This window comes from Pseudomonas sp. 34 E 7, assembly GCF_900005715.1.
GTDB lineage: Bacteria > Pseudomonadota > Gammaproteobacteria > Pseudomonadales > Pseudomonadaceae > Aquipseudomonas > Aquipseudomonas orientalis_A.
In genome coordinates this window covers 24972-47079 of record NZ_CVTX01000153.1, presented here as the reverse complement: position 1 = coordinate 47079, position 22108 = coordinate 24972, and the positions used below count along the sequence as shown (strand labels likewise).

Genomic DNA, 22108 nt, shown 5'->3' with positions numbered 1-22108 from the left:
GGGTCATCCTCAGTCCTGCAGTTCGGTCTGGCGTTCGACGGGGTCGATCAGCACGGCTTTCTGCTGGCGCACCAGCAGGTCGAGAATTTCTTCCTGGCGCTCGCCCAGAATGCCGGAGAAGCTGATGCCGCTGGATTTGGTCGGCGCCAGCATCGACACGCGGTACAGCTCGATACTCAACGGCGAGTCGATGGACAGCGGTCCGCTGCCGTTACCCGCCAGCTCACCGCCGACCACGATCAGCGAGACCTTGGCGTCGAACGGATCGAGGGCGATGTCACGGTCGGTGTCGGTCAAGTCCTTGATGTGGCCGTACACGCCGGTCAGGCCGTTGGCCATGGCGGTGTTTTCGTAGAGCTTGATGTTCACGCTGTTACGCACGCGGATGCCGTGGCGACGGTTGCTGATCACCTTGTTGCCCCACAGCAGGTTGTCACCGCTCTCGTAGAGGGTGATGCCGTCGGTGTGGTTGCGGTAGATCTCGTTGTCGACGATCAGGTTGTTCACGCTGTTACGGTCGATCACCAGGCCCGACAGTTTGTTGTCGTAGCTGCGGTTGTTGAAGATGAAGCTGTCGTTCACTTCCCGGGAAATGATGATGCCGTGCTTCTTCTTCGTGCCGTACACGGTGTTGTCGGCGATGATCAGGCCGTGGGAACGGTCATGGGGGTCAATGCCGTAGACGATGTTGTCCTTGTAGGTATTACCCTTGATCACAAAGCCTGTGGTCTCGTAGCAGTAGAAGCCGTACCACATGTCCGAGAACTCGGAATCAATGATCCAGCCGGTCGGCTCTGGACGCTTGAGCACCTTGGCCATGTTCGGCGTGTACTGGGAAATACTCACCCCGTACGACTTACTGTTGGCATAGCCGAAGCTGGCCATCTTGGTCTTGGAGATATAAGTCTCGGTGCCGCCCCAGGCCAGCAGGAACGGGCGGAACTCCTTGGGCGACTTGAACAGCGCCGGGCCGTTGGTTTTTTCATCCCAACCGGTGACCTTGGTGTCACGCACGAACAGTTGGCCGTCGTTGATCAGGAACGAACCGGCTTGCTGGGACAGGCGCAGTTCCTGGGTGTTCTTGTCGATATCGAGGATGCCTTTACGACCGACCACGATGGGCAACTTGGCCAGGAACACGCCAGGCGATGTCTCGCTGAAGTACTGCTTGGGCACCTTGCCCAGCAGGTCCTTGAGGTTCATGTAGCCGTCGTCGACAAAGATCGCCTGGGGAATGCCATGCTGGCGCACCACCCATTCGGCCATCTTGTTGTCGCCGCCGATAAAGTCCTTGAGCGCGTCTTCCTGCATCATGCGGCGGATGCTGATCTTGCCCGGTTTGCTTCTGACGATCTTTTTTTCCATGGCCGCAGCGGTGTAGCCCGACAGGTCGGGCAGCGCCGGCTTGGCCATTTCCAGCGGCGCGGTGGGCGGGCTGGAAATGGTGTAGGTCTTGGCCTGTTGCAGTTCCTTGGCGATGGTCGGCGCCTTGGCCGCCGTGTCGGCAAACGCTGGGGCACTGGCCACCAGCATTGCCGCGACGAGTAGGCTTTGAGCATTCATTGCGCAGGCTCCCATCAGAATTTCCAGACCACGTCGACAAAGGCGCGGTGCATGTAGGAGTCGACCTGGCTGCCATAGGCGTCGCCCGGCTTGAACACGCCGGCACGCAAGCGCACCAGGGCCGAGGGCTCGTCGATCGACTGGCTCAGCGCGGCGGGCAGCAAGCCTTTCTTGAAGTACTTGGTGACGACCAGGTCCATCTCCTGGCCAAGGTCCTTCTTGCCGTCTTCAAGGGGCAGGGAGGTGCTGGAGAGGATTGCGCCGGTCACGTCGTCGGTGTTGTTCTGCACCGCATCGATGCCGTTGCTGCCCACCGGCTTGTTGCCGTCGACGCGCCAGAACTTGTGGTACACCAGGCTGGCGTCGTAGTCCTCGCGCAGTTGCCAGGAACCGAACAGGCTCATGGACTGCATGTTGTTCATCTCGCCGCGAAACGCCTCGCCGAAGCGGTGCACGCGGGACTGGGTGCCGGTCCAGTTTGAACGGTTGCTTTGCAGGCCGTTCTGTTCGTATTCGGCGCTGGCGCGCGAATAGGCCGCGCCCACTTGCCACTGCGGATCGAGGCGCAGGCGCACGCCGATATCGGTGGCCCAGCCGCTGACGTCATCACTGCGCTTGGCATTGGTCGGGCGGCTGCCATCGGCGTTCAAGGCGTTGACCGTGTCGCGGTCGCCCTTCATGCCGGTGATGCTGGCCCAGTAGTTGACCGTGTTGGTGTTGCGCCAGTTATAGGCGTCGCTGTTGGCTTCGATGCCGAGCCAGGTCAGGTCGCCGTTTTCGCGCTTGTCCAATGGGTCGCTGGCCACGCCCGGTTCGGCGTAGTCGAGCTTGCCGTCGTCATGGGTATGGTGCCCGCGCAGGCCGATCCACTGGCCCGGCGTCCATTGGTAGGCGGCGTCGGCGTAGAAGTGCTGGCGGTCCTTGTCGACCGGCGACAGTTCCTTGAGGTCGGTGCGGTATTCGCTGAAGCGTTCGGCGGCGCCGACGTTGGCCTTGAGCAGGGTGGTGTCGAAGGTCCAGTTCAGCGCTTCGATGTTGGTGTCGCGCCATTGACCGTCGTCATTGCGCAGGCGCTGGCGACCGAACTTGAGGATCTCGCCGGGGTAGGGCGTGAAGCCGCTGTAGCCGACCCAGAACTCGCGCAGGGCCAGATAGTTTTTCTTCGCCTTGCGGTCGTCGTTGCTCGATTGTTCGGTCGTGTCATCCGCCGACTGTTGCAGGGTGTCGGTCTCGATAATGTCGCTGGAGGCCACCGCCTGGCCCATGGCGTAGGCGCTCCACGCGCCGCTTTCGCCGTAGATCCACGGGCGCAGGTCGAGGCCGATACCGTTGACGTCGCCGCCTTTCTGAGTGCCCAGGTCGCGGTCGTCTTCGGACTGCGCGGTGGCTTTGACTTCCAGGCCGAAGTTCTTGGCTTCGGTCAGCGCGGCCAGGGTCGGGCACGACCACAGCAGGGCGAAGGACAGGCCGATGCCGGCCTTGACGAATGGATTGAGCTTCATAGGGATTCCTCGCCGTCTTCTTCTTGCAGGGCGTGCAGTTGCAGCGTGCTTTGGGCCAGGGTGCCGCGGGCGGCCAGCTCCTGTTGCACCAGGCGTTGGCCTTCGGCGCGTTGCTCAGGCGTCAGCGGGGCTTCGAGCTGGGTGGCCAGCTCATTGGCTTCCGGCGTGTCCTGGGCCTTGGCCAGTTGGCTGAAAACATAGGCGTTGAGCGGGTCGGGCTTGGTGCCCTTGCCCTGGGAAAACAGTTGGGCAATGGCGAAATCGGCGCTGTTCTGGCTGTTGCGCGCTGCGGTCAGCAGGTGGTCCAGGGCTTTTTGCGAGTAGACCTTGCCCAGGTAGCCACGGCGGTAGATCTGGCCGAGGTAGTAATCGGCGGCCACTTCACGGCCCACGGCTTTCTCGAAATGCGCCTCGGCAGCCTTGGCGTCGGCCGGCACCCATTTGCCCTCGTAGTAAAGCTTGCCCAGCAACAGCTCGGCGCGTGGCTGGTCGGCGGCGCGGCCGTTGTCCAGGTACTTCATCATCTGGTCGACGTCGCCCAGTTCGGGGAAGTCGTAGAGCAGTTGCGCCAGGCTGACCCAGGACGCGGGGTAACCTGGGGCGATTTTTTCCAGCAACGCCTGGGCGGTTTTTTCGTCCGGCGTGCCGAGGGTGGCATCGCCGAGTACGCGGGCGACGCTGTCGACGCGCTGGGCGGTGACGGTGCCACGGCTGTAGCCTGCTTCCATCTGCTTGAGCAGCTCGGCCTGTTTTTCCGGCTCGGATTTTTTCTGGTAGACGGTGGCCAGCTCGACGTAGCAGATATCGGTGGTGTTGAGCGCCGCCTTGCAGATGCGCTCGACATCATCCAGATGCTGGTCGTAGGTGTTCTGGGTGCGGTACAGCAGCACCTGGGCCAGGCCGGCTTCCGGGTAACCGGCGGCCTGCCATTGGCTGATCTGTTGCTGGGTGTTCACGTCGGGGAAGCTGTGCGGGTATTGCAGGTACAGCATCGCCAGCGGAATCAGGGTATTGCCTTCGCCATTGGCAAAGGCTTTTTTCAGCAGCATTTGCGCTTCATGGTGTTCGGCTTCGGTGGCGCCGGGCTTGGCCACCAGCAGACGGCCGAGACGTGCCTGGGCGCGGGGCGAAGTGTCCGCCGCTGCGCGGTAGGTGGCTTCGGCCTGTTTGATTTGCGCCGGATCGCGGGTACCGACCTGGATATCGGCCAGGCCCACCTGGGCCTCGCTGTAGCCCAGGTCTGCCAGTTGCTGGTAATTCTGCTGGGCGGTGACGGTGTCGCCACGCTTGAGCGCTTCATTGGCCAGGCGTTGGTCGGGCAGGCCGGCACAACCGGCCAGGCTCACCGCAACCGCCAGCAACGCCACCGAACCCATGTGGGAGGGTTTTTTGTGGCAAGCCCGCTCCCACAGGGATTGTGTTGTTCTTGAAATAGGGTTCACAGGCATGTCCTCGCTTACAGACCGTGAGCCATGGCTTTATCGATCAGCCAGTTCAGCGAAGGGCCGCGGTCACTGGTGACTTCCACCGGGCGGCCGGCGTAGGTGCTGTCCAGCGGGGCATCCGGCTTGATCTGCACGCGGATGTCGGAGGACAGGTCGGCGCTGTTCAGGCTGGTGCTGCTGACGATAGTGCCGGTGCGCACCTGCTCTTCGTCGGCGACCTGGAAGCTCACCGGCGTACCTGGACGTACATCGCCAAACTGGCGGTAGGTGAAGCGGGCTTCGACGTTAGCCTGACTGCCACGCGGCACCAGTTGGAAGATCACATCGCCCTTGCTGGCGTACTGGCCGTCGGCGACCAGTTGCTGGGCGACCACGCAATCGCACGGCGAGGTCAGGGTGCCGGTCATTTGCTTGCCGAACAGTTCTTCAACCTTGGCCGGTTGCAGTTGGTCTTCGTCCAGGTGGCCCTTGAGCACATCGAGCATGCTGGTGCTGAAGGTCGCCAGCGGCGCGCCTTTGGCCGCTACCGCGTCACCCTTGAGCAGGCTTTGCACGGTGCCGTCACGCGGCATGGTCACGTTCATGCCCGGTACGCTGACGATACCTGCCTGGGCGTGGCTGACGAAGTACATGCCGTAGAGGGATTTGAAGACGAAACCGAACGCGGCGAGGCCGACCAGGAAGATCGCCAGGCTGAAGGTCACGGCGCGCAAGCGGCCAAAGGCGCTCATGTTGCTGCCGCCGTCCTTGACCTTGCGGGCCTTGGTGAAGTTGTCGCGTTGCAAGGTGGCCAGCACGTCGCCCATGGTCACGATGTCACCGGACAAGTGCGAGGTGATCAGGTGGCGCAGGGTGGAAATATCCTGGGCATCGAGGTTCTGGAACTGGCAGCCGGTGCGGCCGGTCTGGCGGTCGTAGGAGCGAATCTGCAGCTCCACATCCATCGCCAGACCGAGGTTGTCGATCACGAACTGCAGGCGACCCTTGTGCACCTCACCGATGGTCAGCGGCTGGGTGGCGGTGAACGCCAGGCCGCCCGCGGACAAGTCGATCACCCGTGCTTCGGTCTGCGTGCGGTCGGTGTTGAAGAAGCGCAGCTTGGCCGGGATTTTGACCCGGGCGTGCTGGCGCTGGGCTTCGGATTCGTGGACTACGTTGGCGTTTACTTGGCTGTTCATCAGGGCATTCCTTAAGTTAATTCAGGCTTGGCAGGGTCAGACCATCATCAGCAACACGGCGACGAAAATGCTGCCGGCGGAGAAGGTCATGGTCCGAGACGACCAGGTGTTGAACCAACGTTGAAAGCTGGCCAAATCGCGGGTCAGTTTGGTGTCCTGGCGGGTCCAGGACTGTTGATCAAGGCGGAAGAACACGTAGATCTTCACCAGCGCGCCCATGATCTGGTTGTAATAGAGAATCAGCGGATAGGCCGGGCCGATCTTGTGGCCGGAGCACGACAGCAGCAGCGTAAGGATCAGGCGGGTGATGCCGATCCACAGCAGGTACGCGAGGATGAACGCGCCGCCGTATTTGAAGGTGGCGATGATTGCCACGGTCAGGCCGAGCAGGGAGGTCCACATCGACACGCGCTGGTCGAACAGCACCACGCTGGTGAACATACCGAGGCGGCGCACACCCAGGCCCAGGGCGCGGGAGTTCTGGCGCAGGTTGTTGCCGTACCAGCGGAACATCAGCTTACGGCTGGCCTTGATAAAGCTCTTTTCCGGCGGGTGTTCCACGGTGTTGATCGCGGCATCCGGCACGTAGAAGGTGTCGTAGCCCAGGCGCATCAGGCTGAACCAGCTGGACTTGTCATCACCGGTGAGGAACTTGAAGCGGCCCAGGCGCCAGTGTTGCAGCGAGTCGCTTTCCACGTCGGCGATAAAGCCCGGGTCAGTCACCACGCTGGCGCGGAACACCGACATACGCCCGGTCATGGTCAGCACGCGCTTGGACAGGGCCATGGAGCACATGTTGATGTGGCGCTGGGCGAAGCGCAGCTTGTGCCACTCGCTCATGATGTAGCCGCCGCGCACTTCGCAGAATTCGTTGGTGGTCAGGCCACCGACATTGCCGAACAGCTGGAACCACGGCACGGTCTTGCGCACCACGCCTTCGGCCAGCACGGTGTCGCCATCGATCACGGCCACCACGGCGCGGTCATCCGGCAGGTGGCGCGAGATGGCGCGGAAACCGAAAGCCAGGCCGTCGCGCTTGCCGGTACCGGCGATGCGCACGAAGTCGAGCTTGACGTGAGCCGGTGGGTTCATTTTTTCCCAGAGGCTCTTGACCAGCAGCTCATCGGACATTTCCACCAGCGAGCAGACCACGGTGGTGGGGAAGCCGCATTCGATGGCTTCGCGAATCACCGAGCTGTAGACCTGCGCAGTGGTCAGCGCATCGATCCTGAAGCTGGTGACCATCAGGAACACATGGGATGGGTCGGCGGCCTTGCCCAGCTTGCGCACTTTGCGGCGCAGGTGCGGGTAGACCACGTACAGGAACAGCATGCCGCGAAAGAAATGCGTTGCGCCCATCGAGTAGCGCCAGATACCGACGGCGCCAATCAGGAAAATAAAATTCTTCGATTGCGAATCGAAGGTGCTCGCCGGCAACAGCAGGGCGAGTCCCATCAGCAGGCTGAGAAACAACAGCCAGCCGGCGGCTTGCAGAAATACATGTTTTAACTTGGACATAAGCGTCATCCGGAAGGGGAGGAGGCTTCAGGCTGCAAGCGCTGGGGATTAAGCCACTGGCAGCCTGAAACTTGCCGTTGCTGTTACCAGCAAATACCTTCAGTACGGCCGCTTACGCTGGTGGCCTTGGACATGAAGCCCACCAGGTCGACCACTTGCTTGCCTTCCGGAGCGTTATGCGCCAGGGCACGGAACTTCTCGTCACGGTTACCGAGGATGATCACGTCGGAGTTGTTGATCACATCATCGAAGTCCGAGTTGAGCAGGGACGACACGTGGGGGATCTTGCCTTCGATGTAGTCCTTGTTCGCACCGTGCACGCGGGCGTACTCGACGTTGCTGTCGTAGATGCTCAGGTCGTAGCCCTTACCGATCAGCATTTCCGCCAGTTCTACCAACGGGCTTTCACGCAGGTCATCGGTACCGGCCTTGAAGCTCAGGCCCAGCAGGGCGACTTTGCGCTTGTCGTGGCTGGAAACGATGTCGAAGGCGTTCTGCACCTGGGATTCGTTGCTGCGCATCAGCGAGTTGAGCAGCGGCGCTTCCACGTCCAGGGAGCCGGCGCGGTAGGTCAGGGCGCGCACGTCTTTGGGCAGGCACGAGCCGCCGAAAGCGAAGCCCGGGCGCATGTAGTACTGGGACAGGTTGAGCGTCTTGTCCTGGCAGACCACGTCCATCACTTCACGGCCATCGACGCCGACGGCCTTGGCGATGTTGCCGATCTCGTTGGCGAAGGTGACTTTGGTGGCGTGCCACACGTTGCAGGTGTACTTGATCATCTCGGCAACGGCGATGTCCTTGCGGATGATCGGTGCGTCGAGTTCTTCGTAGAGCGACTGCAGGACATCGCCGGAAGCGGTGTCGAACTCGCCGATGACGGTCATCGGTGGGAGGTCGTAGTCGGCGATGGCGGTGGATTCGCGCAGGAATTCCGGGTTGACCGCAACGCCGAAATCGACGCCGGCTTTCTTGCCGGAGCAGTCTTCGAGGATCGGGATCACCACGTTGGCGACAGTGCCCGGCAGTACGGTGCTGCGCACCACGATGGTATGGCGGGTGGTCTTGTCGCGCAGGACAAAACCGATCTCGCGGCATACCGATTCGATGTAGTTGAGTTCCAGGTCGCCGTTCTTCTTGCTTGGCGTGCCCACGCAAATCATCGACAGGTCGGTATCGCGGATGGCTTCGGCGAAGTTGGTGGTGCCACGCAGTCGGCCGGTCTGGATACCCTGGCTCAACAGCTCGCCCAGACCCGGTTCAACGATCGGCGATTTACCGGCATTGATCAGGTCGATCTTTTCCTTGGAGATGTCTACGCCGACCACTTCGTGGCCACGGGCAGACAGGCAACCGGCACATACTGCGCCAACGTAACCCAAACCGAATATGCTGATGCGCATCGCAATTACCTCAATATTTAAATCATGCCATTAGATGGCCGGAGTTCATGTTTACAAGCGTCACTGATGCCGCAAAAGTTAGGCGAATAGACGCCGACTTATCGCGTGCAGGCATGTTGAATAAACGAGTGACTCACTAGTGCACTCAAGTTGTGCGCAGCCAGGCCTTATTATTGGGGCTTGCCCTGAAATGCAGCCGTGCTTCCCTGGAGGAAGACTTCGGCGCCGGTGCGGCAAGGTATCGATGCAGGCAAATTGCCTTTTTTCTCAATGCCTTGGGTGGTTGCACGGGCTCATTTAGGTCAGCGCTGCCTTGGCCTGTAGGGGATAGCAATGCGTACTTATCGCCACCCTTAACTCGATCAGTTGATGGTGTGACCATAGAGTCAAAGTGTTTTAAGACAACTTGACTACTTCCATTGGTCGTTATGTAAGTCATCTCTTACAGCAGCAGAGAATTTCGTTACCGGTGGTATGAGCGGTGCTTCAGGATGAAGTTCCAGCCCGCTCATCCTGTTTCCGGAAATTTCTTGAAATATTGGGAAAGATGGCACTAGTAGTATATTGATAGCACTTGCTATTTAGACCAGTAGTTGTGGGGAGTTGGCGCGAGGGGATAGTTTTGTGCCACTACTGAATAAAAAAAGTGGTGCCACTACGAAAAAAAACGATGAATGTCGAGTGAATAAATCGTTAGGGTTGTGTCTGAGTGTTTTTCTGGCGTCAAATAAGTGACGTTTCGCTGATTTGGAATACCATCAAAATGTGGGAGGGGCTTGCCCCCGATAGCCATAGGTATCTACACAATTTTGGTGCGACACCGCACCTGTGGCGAGGGGATAACGCGTATCTACCTGACGCTCCGAGATCCAAATGTGGGAGGGGGCTTGCCCCCGATGGGGGCCTCAGGGCCGACCAGGATGCTGGATCAGACCGAGTACATATCCGTTTCTGCGGTAACGGCTTCTATTGGTTCCGCTTTTACAGCGGGTCACTTTTGGAAAAGAGCCCCAAAAGTAACCAAAAGGGCTCTTGCCCCACCACTCGGCACCTCGCCCAGGCTCGGTGTGCCCGAACGCAGGCTTGAATCCGTGGGCCGCCGCAATGGGCCATCCATGGCCCAGTGCGGCTAACCCGGCGTCCTGCCGGGTTGCCCACGGATTCAAGCCTGCGTTCGGCCAGCGTGGTTAACGGGGCGCCTGAGATCAAGATCAAAAGCAGATCAAGATCAAGAGCGACTCGCTTCGCATCGTGGTTACGGTTGGGCGCTACAGAGTTGTGTAGATACCTATGCCCAGATAGCGGTCTTTCAGTCAGCTTGTTTGTAGCTGAACCACCGCCATCGGGGGCGAGCCCCCTCCCACATTTGATCGTCAGTCTCCGTACGGCCTTATTCCGGTGCGTGATCGCGCAAGAACACCAGGTTATCCGGCTTGGACTGCTCTGCATTGAAGCGATAGCCCTGCACATCGAACTGCTGGAGCTTGGCCGGATCGTTGATGCGTTCTTCAATCACAAACCGGCTCATCATGCCCCGGGCTTTTTTTGCGTAGAAGCTGATGATCTTGTACTGACCGTTTTTCAGGTCCTTGAACTCGGTGTTGATGATTCGCGCGTTCAGGGCCGTGCGCTTGACCGCCGAGAAGTATTCGTTGGAGGCCAGGTTGAGCAGCACGTCATCGCCTTGCGCGGCCAGCGCTTCGTTCAACCATTCGCTGATGCGCGTGCCCCAGAACGCGTAGAGGTCCTTGCCACGGGCGTTGGCCAGCTTGGTGCCCATCTCCAGGCGGTACGGCATCATCAAATCCAGCGGGCGCAACAGGCCGTAGAGGCCCGAGAGCATGCGCAGGTGGTCCTGGGCGTAGCTGAAATCGGCATCGCTGAAGGTTTCGGCGTTAAGGCCGGTGTATACATCGCCCTTGAACGCCAGCAGGGCCTGCTTGGCATTGGCCGGGGTGAAAGCGGGCGTCCAGCTGCCGAAGCGGGCGGCATTGAGGCCGCCGATCTTGTCGGAGACGTGCATCAACTCGCTGATCTGCGCCGGGCTCAGTTCGCGCAGTTGCTCGATCAGTTCCTGGGAATGGTCCAGGTACTGCGGCTGGGTGAAGCGCGCAGTGACCGGCTTGGACTCGAAGTCGAGGGTTTTGGCGGGGGAAATCACCATCAGCATGAAGTTGGCTCCTGGAATCGTGTGCGCGATTCTAGGGGGTTGGAGCGTTCGACTCCACCTATCAAGCCAATAGGCCCCGGTTTTTGTGTAGGCGCGAGCTTGCTCGCGAAAGTCGTCAACGATAATGCTGGCAGGCTGAATAAACGCGATGCCCAGACGTTTTTCGCGAGCAAGCTCGCGCCTACACAAAAAGGGCGGGGCAGTCCGCTATGATGGGCGGTAACTCTGGAGAGGGAGACCCCCTGTGCGATTAGCGCTTTTATTATCGGCTTGCCTGCTCTGCCTGAATGCCCAGGCCGCGCCGGTTGATGTCGCCAGCCTCGACCGCGCCACCTGGCCGGAAAAACTCGGCAGCCCGGCGCTGTTCGATGTGGCCTCGCGGGCGGAAATCCTGATGTTTGCCCACGGCCTGTTGGCCAGCGAAGCCCTGGACGAGCCCGCGCTCAAGCAGCGCCTGGGGCTGAAGATCATCAACCTGGCCACCATTGACGACCTGCGCCGCCAACTCTGGCAGCGGCTGTTGGAGAACTACACGTTCGCCCAGCAAAGCTGCGAAGAGGACGCTTCGTTCTGTTATCTGGTGGAAAACATGGACGACCTGCGCGAGCAGGCCGGCAAGTTCGCCGTCAGTGACGACTCGTTCTATATAGGCTGGGCCGCGCCCAGCCGGCACTTTCATGAGCGCTATCTCGATGAACTGCTGCGCAAGGCCGCGCTGATGCCGCAGATCAGCAGCGAAGTGGCGCGCTTTGGCGACCACGAGCGCAATGGCGATGAGCTTAACGATCGCATGTTCCTGCTGACCTTCGATGGCGGCCCGGCAACGGTCGGCGGCAATACCGACTGGCTCGCCGATTACCTGCGCAAGCAAAAGATCAACGCTACGTTCTTTGCCCTCGGCAGCAGCCTGCAAACCCGTGTGGAGCGCAGTTCCGCTGCGGATGTGCAGGCGTTGTACCAGGGGCAGTGCGTGGGTATCCAGGGTTGGCAGTATCGCTCTCACAGCCACTGGGTCGATTGGCAGGACTCCATCACCCGCAGTGCATCACTGGTGCAAAACCTGCTGCCGGAAAACTATGTGCCGCTGTTTCGGCCGCCTTACGGGCAACGGCGCGCGGACAGCCAGGGCTTCTTTCAGGCCCAGGGTCTGCAAGTGGCGCTATGGGACATCGATTCCCAGGACGATCCGGGCAAGCTCAAGGCCGAAGAGTCGGCGCAGCGGGTGCTGACGCTGATGCTGCTGTGGCGCAAAGGCGTGATTGTGTTCCATGATCCCCAGGACAAGGCGCGGGTGGCATTGCCAATGTTGTTGCAGTCGACGGCGCAGAGTGGCCTGGGTTGGCAGGACTGTCGTGAAGCATTTCGATGAAATGCCCGGCCCTGTTGGTCGAGGGGGATTTTCGGGGTGATTTGCCGCTACATTTCGATGCAGGCGGACTTCCGACTTTAACGGGGTGTATGGCACTCGGCTAGTGCTATTCGTCATCCTGAAAAATAAACTTCAAAAAAGCGTCAAAGTGCTTTTTCCTGTCATGGGTTTTGCGGTATTACGAAGTCAGACCGCCGAAACCTGCAGCACAGGTGGCGTCTTCCAAGACTCCTAATGTGGGCACTGCACTTGACGTCACACCAGGTGCAGTCGGTGGTCGAATCGAGGCGCAGCACCGCCCAGGTATTGCGTCGACTGGCTCCCACAAAGGTGACCGAGTATGGATGATCATGGACGCACCCCTTCTTCCGACCAGCCAATCCTTTATGTGCTTGATACCAACGTATTGATTCACGATCCAAACGCACTGCTTAACTTTGAAGAACACCACGTCGCCATCCCCATGATCGTGCTGGAGGAACTGGACAAACTCAAAAGCGGCCACCACAGCGTCGCTGCCGAATGCCGCCAGGCCATCCGCCTGATCGACAAGACCCTGGGCGAAGCCTCGCCCGAGGACGTTGAAGTCGGCGTGCCGATCCAGCGTGGCAAGAGCGGGCCCAAGGGGTTGCTGTCGATCCTGATGAACAAACGCAGCGAGCCCAGCAGCCTGCTGCCGGAAAACCTCAACGACAACAAAATCATCAACCAATTGATCGACCTGCACGCGCGCGACAAGGACCTGCGCCTGGTGCTGGTGACCAAAGACATCAATATGCGCCTCAAGGCACGAGCGTGTGGGATCGCTGCCGAGGACTACAGTACCGACCAGTTGGTGGACGACGTGTCGATGCTGTCCCGTGGTTATCACATGATGACCGGCTCGTTCTGGGACCGCGTCAGCAAGGTCGAAACCCGCCAGGACCACGGCCGCACCTGGCATCAGGTACAACTGACCGACAACCTGCCGGCAGTGCATATCAACGAATTCATCGTCGACGAGCAGGGCTTCGTGGGCTGGATCAAGGAGATTCAGGTCGACAAGCTGCTGATCCTCGACCTGCATCAGGAACCCCTGTTGCATCAGGAAGCCTGGGGCCTGAAACCGCGTGACATCTATCAGAGCCTGGCGCTTTATGCGCTGCTCGACCCGGACATTCACCTGGTCAACCTGACGGGCGCCGCAGGTTCGGGGAAAACCATCCTCGCCCTGGCCGCCGCCATCGAACAGACCATGGTGACCAAGCGCTATCGCCGCATCATCGCCACCCGCAGCGTGCAGGGCCTGGACCAGGAAATCGGCTTTTTGCCCGGCACCGAGGCGGAAAAAATGGAGCCGTGGCTGGGGGCGATCACCGACAACCTCGAAGCCTTGCACATGGATGACGAAAACACCCATGGCAGCGTCGACTACATCCTCAGCAAAGTGCCGTTGCAGTTCAAATCCCTCAACTACATTCGAGGTCGCAGCTTCCAGCAGAGCCTGATTTTGATCGACGAATGCCAGAACCTTACCCCGCACCAGATGAAAACCATCATCACCCGTGCCGGCGCCGGTTCCAAAGTGGTGTGCCTGGGCAACCTGGCACAGATCGACACCCCTTACCTGTCCGCGACCAGCTCCGGGCTGACTTACCTGACGGAACGCTTCAAGGACTTCCCGAACGGCGTGCACATCGCGCTGCAGGGCGTACCACGTTCGATTCTGGCCGAGTACGCCGAGTCTCATTTGTAATCGCGATCAATGTGGGAGGGGGCTTGCCCCCGATAGCGGTGGCACATTCAACATCTCTGTTGACTGACCCACCGCAATCGGGGGCAAGCCCCCTCCCACATTTTGTTCCGTGTTGGGTTTACAATCGTTGCTCCTGATCAGGAGTATCGCTGTGCTGACTCATCTCGATTCCCAAGGTCGCGCCCACATGGTCGACGTCACCGACAAAGCCGTGACGTTCCGTGAAGCTGTGGCCGAAGCGCGGGTGCGCATGTTGCCCGACACCCTGAAAATGATTGTCGACGGCGCCCATCCCAAGGGCGACGTGTTTGCCGTGGCCCGCATTGCCGGGATCCAGGCGGCGAAAAAAACCAGTGACTTGATCCCCCTGTGCCACCCGCTGATGCTCACTGGCGTCAAGGTCGAACTGCGCGCCGATGGCGTGGATGCCGTGCATATCCTGGCGCGCTGCAAGCTTTCCGGGCAGACCGGTGTAGAGATGGAAGCGCTGACGGCGGCGAGTGTCGCGGCACTGACCATCTACGACATGTGCAAGGCCGTGGATCGCGGCATGACCATCGAAAGTATTCGCCTGCTGGAAAAGCTGGGCGGTAAAAGCGGGCATTTCAAGGCGGACCAGGCATGAGCATCAACGTATTGTTTTTTGCGCGTTACGCCGAAGCGGTGGGCTTTGATTCGCTGGAGATGGAAGGCGAGTTTGCTACGGTCGATGCTGTGCGCCTGGCGCTGGCCGGTGATCCGGAGTTTGCAGTGCTCAACGAGAGCAGCCTGATGTGCGCACGCAATGAGGAACTGTGCGGCCTTGAAGAACCGGTGCAGGCTGGTGACGACGTCGCGTTTTTCCCGCCCGTGACCGGAGGCTGAGCATGGCCATTCGTGTGCAGGTCGAGGCCTTTGATCCCGGTGCCGAAGTCAACGCCATGCACGCAGCCAATGTGGGCGTGGGCGCGGTGGTGAGTTTTGTCGGCTATGTACGCGATTTCAATGACGGCCGCGACGTGTCGGGGATGTTTCTGGAACACTACCCGGGCATGACCGAAAAAGCCCTGGCCAAGATCGCCGTAGAGGCCGAGCAGCGCTGGCCGCTGCTCAAGCTGGAGGTGCTGCATCGCATCGGCGCGCTGGAGCCGGGTGAGCCGATTGTGTTTGTGGCGGCGGCCAGTGCCCATCGCCAGGCGGCATTCGATGCTTGTGCGTTTGTGATGGATTACTTGAAAACGCGTGCGCCGTTCTGGAAGAAAGAGAACACGCCGGAAGGTGCGCGTTGGGTTGAAGGGCGGGCCAGTGATCACTCGGCAGCAGATCGCTGGAAATAGCCAGCCCGGCGCCGATCTCAAAACCAGCAGAGATCAAAATGTGGGAGGGGGCTTGCCCCCGATGACAGTGGATCAGCCAGCTTATGTCTAGCTGACCCACCGCTATCGGGGGCAAGCCCCCTCCCACACTTTTATTGCATTTCAGCTTAAGGGCGTTTGCGTTCTACAGCCCGCAGCAAGTGCGTCGGCGGCGTCTCACAGCTGATCTTGCGCCCCAGCAGCGTCTCGATCGACGGCAGTTGGTACGAGTCATCCTCGCCCGCAAAGCTGATCGACACGCCCGCAGCCCCGGCACGCCCGGTACGACCGATACGGTGTACGTAGTCATCCGGCACTTCCGGCAGGGTGAAGTTGATCACGTGGCTGATGCCGTCGATGTGAATCCCGCGCCCGGCCACGTCAGTGGCCACCAGCACGCGGATCTTGCCTTCGCGAAAGCCTTCCAGGGTCTTGATGCGCTTGTGCTGCGGCACGTCGCCGGACAGTTGCGCGGCGTTGACGCCATCGCGCACCAGGCGTTCTTCGATGCGGCGCACTTCGTCCTTGCGGTTGGCGAAGACCATCACGCGTTCCCAACCGTTGTCGTTGATCAGGTTGTAGAGCAATTTGTACTTGTCGGCACCGGCCACGGCATAGATGTGCTGCTCGACGTTTTCGCTGGCGACGTTCAGCGCCTCGATCTCGACGATGGACGGGTCGGTGGTCCACTGCTTGGCGAGGTTCATCACGTCTTCGGTGAAGGTCGCAGAGAACAGCAGGGTCTGGCGCTCGGCTTTTGGCGGGGTCTGGCGAATGATCTGGCGCACTTGCGGGATAAAACCCATGTCGAGCATGCGGTCGGCTTCGTCCAGCACCATCACTTCGACCATGTCCAGGTGCACGTCGCCACGCTGGTTGAAGTCGAGCAGACGGCCTGGGGTGGCAACCAGGATGTCGCAGTGACGCGCCTCGAGGTGCTTGAGCTGCTTGTCGAAGTCCATGCCGCCGACGAACGTCATGACGTTGAGGCCGGTGTACTTGGTCAGGTCGGCGGCGTCCTTGGCGATCTGCACCACCAGCTCCCGGGTAGGGGCGATGATCAGCGCGCGCGGTTCGCCCATGTAGCGTTCCTTGGGCGGTGGCGTTTGCAGCAGTTGGGTGATGATCGAGATCAGGAACGCGGCGGTCTTGCCGGTGCCGGTCTGGGCGCGGCCGATGGCGTCTTTGCCGGCCAGGGTGAAGCCCAGCACCTGCGCCTGGATCGGCGTGCAGTACGGGAAGCCCAGGTCCTGGATGGCGTGCATCAGTTCCGGGGCCAGGTCGAAGTCGTGGAAGCGGGTCTTGCCTTCCTGGGGCTCGACGACGAAGTCTTCGAGTTTCCACGGGATGACGACCGGCTTTGGGGCGTGCTCGCGGCGAGGCTTTGGCGCGACCGGCGCGGCAGCGACCTCAACCGGTCTTGTCTGTTCAGGCGCTGTCACGTTCGGCTGGGCAACAGGTGCCGTGCGGGCGGGCTGCCTGCCGTCATTGCGGCTGCCGGTTGGCGGGACGGGAGCACTGGGAACAGGCGCGAGCGGCTCAGCCTCGCTTTTGCCGAACATCTTCTTGAGTGCTTTGAGCACGGTCATCTCATTAATTGGTTAAGGAATGTACGCCGGCCAGTGTAATGCAAGAATCGGGCGCGGCGTAGTGCGTCTGTCATACAACTACATAAACGCGCGAGTCAGCGCAGGCGCTCAGCCAGCCAAGTGCCGATATCGCGTATCTCTTCGGGTAACACTTCGTGGCCCATTGGGTATTCCTGCCATGTCACGGTGACACTACGGGTCTTCAGATGCTCATAGGCGCTGCGGCCCATGGCGTTCTGTACCACCTCGTCGTACTGGCCGTGCAGGCACAGGGCCGGAATGCGTTGCTGGCTGGCGGATAATTCCAGCTCATCGTCGAACGTCGGCGCGTAAGTGGAGAGGGCGATCACGCCACCCAGCGGGCCCTGCCATTTTTTAAAGGCTGTGTGGAAAACCACCGCACCCCCTTGGGAAAAGCCAGCCAGGAAAACACGCGAAGCGTCTACCCCGGTTCTTTTCTGCGCTTCGATCAAATCCGTGACCGTATCGGTCGACGCTTCCAGTTCTTCCAGGCTGATCGAACGGGCCGGGCTCATGGCCTTGATGTCGTACCAGCTCGGCATCTCGTAGCCACCGTTGATCGTCACCGGGCGGCTGGGTGCCTGGGGCAAAACGAAGCGGGTGGTCAGTAACGTTTCCTGCAGCATTTCGGCTACCGGCAGAAAGTCATAGCGATCGGCGCCCAGGCCATGCAGCCAGATTACGCAGGCGTCTGCGGGCTTGGCGGGCTCTAGAATCAAGGGTTCGGTCATGTTTGCTCCATAGATGTGCAGGCGCTCCGATTGGGTGCGTCGCAACGGTGCGCGACAGGTTGATCTGTTAAGAGAATGTCGCAAGGTTGAATCTTTTGCTATTGAACCGGGTACTCAGCGACTCAGCCGGCACTCTGGTACGGGCCTTGCTATGTGTAGGTCGATGTCAGAACTCTCCCAGGGCGGTAACACTATCAGTGACTGCCGCTTGTGGGGAAGCAACTGGAATTACCGCAAAGATCTCATGCTGCTTGACCCCAAAAAAAGCCAACACGGGTCGATATCGCCTCATAAGGGTGCGCTGAGGTTGGAGCTCCGACACAACAAGAGCAACTGGAGGTTTGAATGAAGGTATTGAAATCCACCCTGGCCATCGTGACCGCGGCGGCCGTATTGGGTGTCAGTGGTTTTGCCCAGGCTGGCGCCACCCTGGACGCCGTGCAGAAGAAAGGCTTTGTACAGTGTGGCGTGAGTGACGGCCTGCCGGGTTTCTCGGTGCCGGATGCCAGCGGCAAGATCCTCGGGATCGACGCTGACGTGTGCCGTGCCGTCGCCGCCGCCGTTTTCGGCGACGCGACCAAGGTCAAGTTCAGCCAGTTGAACGCCAAGGAGCGTTTCACCGCGCTGCAGTCCGGCGAAGTCGACATCCTGTCGCGCAACACCACCATGACCAGCTCCCGCGATGCGGGCATGGGCCTGAAATTCCCGGGCTTCATCACCTACTACGACGGCATCGGCTTCCTGGTTAACAACAAGCTGGGCGTGAAAAGCGCCAAGGAACTGGACGGTGCAACCATCTGCATCCAGGCCGGTACCACCACCGAGCTGAACGTTTCCGACTACTTCCGTGGCAACAACCTCAAATACACCCCGATCACCTTCGACACCTCCGATGAAAGCGCCAAGTCGCTGGAATCCGGGCGTTGCGACGTGCTGACCTCCGACAAGTCCCAACTGTTCGCCCAGCGCAGCAAGCTGGCCGCGCCGAAGGACTACGTGGTGCTGCCGGAAACCATTTCCAAGGAGCCCCTGGGCCCGGTCGTGCGTAACGGCGACGACGAGTGGCTGGCCATCGTGCGCTGGGTTGGCTACGCCATGCTCAATGCTGAAGAAGCCGGTATCACCTCCAAAAACGTTGAAGCTGAAGCCAAGTCCACCAAGAACCCGGACGTCGCCCGTCTGCTCGGTGCTGACGGCGAATACGGCAAAGACCTGAAAGTGAAGAAAGACTGGGTCGTGCAGATCGTCAAGCAAGTTGGTAACTACGGCGAAGTGTTCGAGCGCAACCTGGGCAAGAGCACCCCGCTGGAAATCGACCGTGGCCTGAACGCGCTGTGGAACAACGGCGGCATTCAATACGCACCGCCTGTGCGCTGATCGCTGATGGTTCTGTCACCCGGTGGGCCAACCGCCGGGTGATGTTCTGTTCCATTCTTTTCGGGGCACTTCATGCAAAATCAAATCGGCGCACCCAAGCAGAAGCTCAGCTTCAGCGATCCCAAAGTGCGTGCGTGGCTCTTCCAGATCATCACGATTGTGGCGGTGGTCTCGCTGGGCTGGTACCTCTTCAATAACACCCAGACCAACCTGCTGCACCGGGGCATTACCTCGGGTTTCGACTTTCTCGAGCGCAGTGCCGGCTTCGGCATCGCGCAGCACTTGATCGATTACACCGAGTCGGACAGCTATGCCCGGGTGTTTGTGATCGGTTTGCTCAACACCTTGCTGGTGACCGTGATCGGTGTGGTCCTGGCGACCCTGCTCGGCTTCATCATCGGCGTGGCGCGGCTGTCGCCGAACTGGATGATCAATAAGCTGGCGACCGTGTATGTGGAAGTATTCCGCAACATTCCGCCGCTGCTGCAAATCCTGTTCTGGTACTTTGCGGTGTTCCTGACCATGCCGGGGCCGCGCAACAGTCACAATTTCGGCGACACCTTCTTTGTCAGCAGCCGTGGCCTGAACATGCCGGCTGCGATTGCCGCTGATGGTTTCTGGCCGTTCGTGGCCAGCGTCGTGGTTGCCATCGTGGCAATCGTGCTGATGGCACGCTGGGCCAACAAGCGCTTTGAAGCCACCGGTGTTCCGTTCCATAAATTCTGGGCGGGGCTGGCGTTGTTCATCGTGATCCCGGCGTTGTGCGCGTTGCTCTTCGGCGCGCCGCTGCACTGGGAAATGCCCGAGCTCAAAGGCTTCAACTTCGTCGGCGGCTGGGTACTGATCCCTGAACTGCTGGCACTGACCCTGGCGCTGACCGTCTATACCGCTGCGTTTATCGCCGAGATCGTGCGTTCGGGCATCAAGTCGGTCAGCCATGGCCAGACCGAAGCGGCACGTTCCCTGGGCCTGCGCCCCGGGCCGACGCTGCGCAAGGTCATCATCCCGCAGGCCCTGCGGGTGATCATTCCGCCGCTGACCAGCCAATACCTGAACCTGGCGAAAAACTCGTCACTGGCCGCCGGTATCGGTTACCCGGAAATGGTTTCGCTGTTTGCCGGCACGGTGCTCAACCAGACCGGCCAGGCCATCGAAGTCATTGCCATCACCATGAGCGTGTACCTGGCGATCAGCATCAGCATTTCCCTGCTGATGAACTGGTACAACAAGCGCATTGCGCTGATCGAGCGGTGAGGAAACGCCCATGAGTTCACATACGTTCAAACCTGATATGCCGCCGCCGAACAAAGTCTTCGGGCCGATGGCATGGATGCGCGCCAACCTGTTTTCCAGCTGGCTCAACACGCTGCTGACGTTGCTGGCGTTCTACCTGATCTACCTGGTAGTGCCGCCGATCCTCAGCTGGGCGATCATCGATGCCAACTGGGTCGGCACCACCCGCGCCGATTGCACCAAGGAAGGCGCCTGCTGGGTATTCATCCAACAGCGCTTCGGCCAGTTCATGTACGGCTACTACCCTGGCGATCTGCGCTGGCGCGTAGACCTCACCGTCTGGCTGGCGATTGTCGGCGTAGCGCCGTTGTTCATCTCGCGCTTTCAACGCAAGGCGGTCTATGGCCTGAGCTTTCTGGTGCTGTACCCGATCATCGCGTTCTTCCTGCTTCACGGCGGTGCGTTCGGGCTGACCAACGTGGCCACCAGCCAGTGGGGCGGCTTGATGCTGACCCTGGTCATCGCCACCGTGGGCATTGCCGGCGCGTTGCCGCTGGGCATCATGCTGGCGTTGGGACGGCGTTCGAACATGCCGGCGATTCGGGTGGTCTGCGTGACCTTCATCGAATTCTGGCGCGGCGTGCCGTTGATCACCGTGCTGTTCATGTCCTCGGTGATGCTGCCGCTGTTCCTGCCTGAAGGCATGGGCATCGACAAGCTGCTGCGCGCATTGATCGGCGTGATCCTGTTCCAGTCGGCCTACGTGGCCGAGGTGGTGCGCGGCGGCTTGCAGGCGATTCCCAAGGGCCAGTACGAAGCGGCTGCGGCGATGGGCCTGGGTTACTGGCGCAGCATGGGCCTGGTGATACTGCCGCAAGCCCTGAAGATGGTGATCCCCGGCATCGTCAACACGTTCATCGCGTTGTTCAAGGACACCAGCCTTGTGATCATCATCGGCCTGTTCGACCTGCTCAACAGCGTCAAGCAAGCCGCCGCTGACCCCAAATGGCTGGGCATGGCCACCGAAGGCTACGTGTTCGCCGCCCTGGTGTTCTGGATTTTCTGTTTTGGTATGTCGCGCTATTCCATTCATTTGGAACACAAGCTCGACACAGGCCACAAGCGTTAGGAGTTGTTGTTATGAGCGAAGCGATCAAACAGCCTGTGAGCCCTGAAGGCATTATCCAGATGCAGGGCGTCAACAAGTGGTACGGCCAGTTCCACGTGTTGAAAGACATCAACCTCAACGTCAAGCAGGGCGAGCGTATCGTGCTGTGCGGCCCGTCGGGTTCGGGCAAGTCCACCACCATCCGCTGCCTCAACCGTCTGGAAGAGCACCAGCAGGGCCGCATCGTGGTCGATGGCGTGGAACTGACCAACGACCTCAAGCAGATCGAAGCGATCCGCCGCGAGGTCGGCATGGTGTTCCAGCACTTCAATCTGTTCCCGCACCTGACCATCCTGCAGAACTGCACGCTGGCGCCGATGTGGGTGCGCAAGATGCCCAAGCGCAAGGCCGAGGAAATCGCCATGCATTACCTTGAGCGCGTGCGCATCCCGGAGCAGGCCCACAAGTTTCCGGGGCAGCTTTCAGGTGGCCAGCAACAGCGTGTGGCGATTGCCCGCGCGCTGTGCATGAAGCCCAAGATCATGTTGTTCGACGAGCCGACCTCGGCACTCGACCCGGAAATGGTCAAGGAGGTGTTGGACACCATGATCGGCCTGGCCGAAGACGGCATGACCATGTTGTGCGTGACCCATGAGATGGGGTTTGCGCGCACCGTGGCCAACCGCGTGATCTTCATGGACAAGGGCGAGATCGTTGAGCAGGCGGCGCCGAATGACTTCTTCGACAATCCGCAGAATGATCGGACCAAGTTGTTCCTGAGCCAGATTTTGCATTGATCGATGGGTGAAAAATAAACCCGGCCTGGTGCCGGGTT

At 60.3% G+C, this 22108-nt stretch carries 18 protein-coding genes; 9 read left to right on the top strand and 9 right to left on the bottom strand.

Features of this window, described 5'->3' with window-relative positions; all coding sequences use genetic code 11:
• Window positions 1-9 precede the first annotated feature (9 nt).
• The 7 genes from algG to yaaA form a co-directional block, all read right to left on the bottom strand.
• Window positions 10-1578 carry a mannuronan 5-epimerase AlgG gene (algG, locus tag BFP96_RS18760; RefSeq protein WP_065885858.1) on the bottom strand — a complete coding sequence of 523 codons (1569 nt, stop codon included), beginning with the start codon at window positions 1576-1578 and terminating at the stop codon, window positions 10-12.
• Window positions 1578-3065 carry an alginate export family protein gene (locus tag BFP96_RS18755; RefSeq protein WP_065885859.1) on the bottom strand — a complete coding sequence of 496 codons (1488 nt, stop codon included), beginning with the start codon at window positions 3063-3065 and terminating at the stop codon, window positions 1578-1580. Before BFP96_RS18755 ends, algG begins: the two co-directional genes overlap by 1 nt.
• The gene (gene algK / locus BFP96_RS18750; protein ID WP_065936802.1) at window positions 3062-4441 is read right to left on the bottom strand and encodes an alginate biosynthesis TPR repeat lipoprotein AlgK; all 1380 of its coding nucleotides are present in this window, start codon (window positions 4439-4441) and stop codon (window positions 3062-3064) included. The genes BFP96_RS18755 and algK overlap by 4 nt, the downstream gene beginning before the upstream one ends.
• An 80-nt stretch (window positions 4442-4521) precedes the next feature.
• On the bottom strand, window positions 4522-5688 hold the full coding sequence (locus tag BFP96_RS18745; protein ID WP_065895316.1) for an alginate biosynthesis protein Alg44: 1167 nt from the start codon (window positions 5686-5688) through the stop codon (window positions 4522-4524).
• 36 nt (window positions 5689-5724) lie between these two features.
• On the bottom strand, window positions 5725-7206 hold the full coding sequence (gene alg8, locus BFP96_RS18740; protein ID WP_165386538.1) for a mannuronan synthase: 1482 nt from the start codon (window positions 7204-7206) through the stop codon (window positions 5725-5727).
• Window positions 7207-7289: 83 nt separating this feature from the next.
• Window positions 7290-8606 (bottom strand): nucleotide sugar dehydrogenase, encoded by a 1317-nt coding sequence (locus BFP96_RS18735; protein ID WP_057724657.1) that lies wholly within the window; start codon window positions 8604-8606, stop codon window positions 7290-7292.
• Between the two features lie 1390 nt (window positions 8607-9996).
• On the bottom strand, window positions 9997-10776 hold the full coding sequence (yaaA, locus tag BFP96_RS18730) for a peroxide stress protein YaaA (protein WP_065936800.1): 780 nt from the start codon (window positions 10774-10776) through the stop codon (window positions 9997-9999).
• 244 nt (window positions 10777-11020) lie between these two features.
• Here yaaA and BFP96_RS18725 point away from each other — a divergent pair, with 244 nt between their 5' ends.
• The 5 genes from BFP96_RS18725 to moaE all read left to right on the top strand — a co-directional run bounded on the left by BFP96_RS18725 (window position 11021) and on the right by moaE (window position 15196).
• The gene (locus BFP96_RS18725; RefSeq protein WP_065936799.1) at window positions 11021-12145 is read left to right on the top strand and encodes a polysaccharide deacetylase family protein; all 1125 of its coding nucleotides are present in this window, start codon (window positions 11021-11023) and stop codon (window positions 12143-12145) included.
• A 340-nt stretch (window positions 12146-12485) separates the two neighbouring features.
• Window positions 12486-13880 (top strand): PhoH family protein, encoded by a 1395-nt coding sequence (locus BFP96_RS18720; protein ID WP_065885865.1) that lies wholly within the window; start codon window positions 12486-12488, stop codon window positions 13878-13880.
• Window positions 13881-14031: 151 nt separating this feature from the next.
• Entirely contained in the window at window positions 14032-14505 is a 474-nt protein-coding gene (moaC, locus tag BFP96_RS18715) for a cyclic pyranopterin monophosphate synthase MoaC (protein ID WP_056858942.1), read from the top strand.
• The gene (locus tag BFP96_RS18710; protein WP_065936798.1) at window positions 14502-14744 is read left to right on the top strand and encodes a MoaD/ThiS family protein; all 243 of its coding nucleotides are present in this window, start codon (window positions 14502-14504) and stop codon (window positions 14742-14744) included. Before moaC ends, BFP96_RS18710 begins: the two co-directional genes overlap by 4 nt.
• Before the next feature lie 2 nt (window positions 14745-14746).
• A complete protein-coding gene (moaE, locus tag BFP96_RS18705) occupies window positions 14747-15196 on the top strand; it encodes a molybdopterin synthase catalytic subunit MoaE (protein ID WP_065897346.1) in 450 nt (149 codons plus the stop codon).
• Between the two features lie 146 nt (window positions 15197-15342).
• Here the strand turns inward: moaE and rhlB are convergent, their stop codons facing one another.
• Entirely contained in the window at window positions 15343-16803 is a 1461-nt protein-coding gene (rhlB, locus tag BFP96_RS18700) for an ATP-dependent RNA helicase RhlB (RefSeq protein ID WP_065885869.1), read from the bottom strand.
• 95 nt (window positions 16804-16898) lie between these two features.
• Entirely contained in the window at window positions 16899-17555 is a 657-nt protein-coding gene (locus tag BFP96_RS18695; RefSeq protein WP_065897349.1) for an alpha/beta hydrolase, read from the bottom strand.
• Window positions 17556-17900: 345 nt separating this feature from the next.
• Between BFP96_RS18695 and BFP96_RS18690 the strand changes: the two genes are divergently transcribed.
• The 4 genes from BFP96_RS18690 (at window position 17901) to BFP96_RS18675 (ending at window position 22070) form a co-directional block, all read left to right on the top strand.
• The gene (locus BFP96_RS18690; protein ID WP_016978213.1) at window positions 17901-18932 is read left to right on the top strand and encodes an amino acid ABC transporter substrate-binding protein; all 1032 of its coding nucleotides are present in this window, start codon (window positions 17901-17903) and stop codon (window positions 18930-18932) included.
• Between the two features lie 72 nt (window positions 18933-19004).
• Window positions 19005-20186 carry an amino acid ABC transporter permease gene (locus BFP96_RS18685; protein ID WP_065936797.1) on the top strand — a complete coding sequence of 394 codons (1182 nt, stop codon included), beginning with the start codon at window positions 19005-19007 and terminating at the stop codon, window positions 20184-20186.
• A gap of 10 nt (window positions 20187-20196) precedes the next feature.
• Window positions 20197-21294, top strand: a complete 1098-nt coding sequence (locus BFP96_RS18680; protein WP_016978216.1) for an amino acid ABC transporter permease — start codon at window positions 20197-20199, stop codon at window positions 21292-21294.
• Between the two features lie 11 nt (window positions 21295-21305).
• The gene (locus tag BFP96_RS18675; protein WP_003171943.1) at window positions 21306-22070 is read left to right on the top strand and encodes an amino acid ABC transporter ATP-binding protein; all 765 of its coding nucleotides are present in this window, start codon (window positions 21306-21308) and stop codon (window positions 22068-22070) included.
• Window positions 22071-22108: the final 38 nt, after the last annotated feature.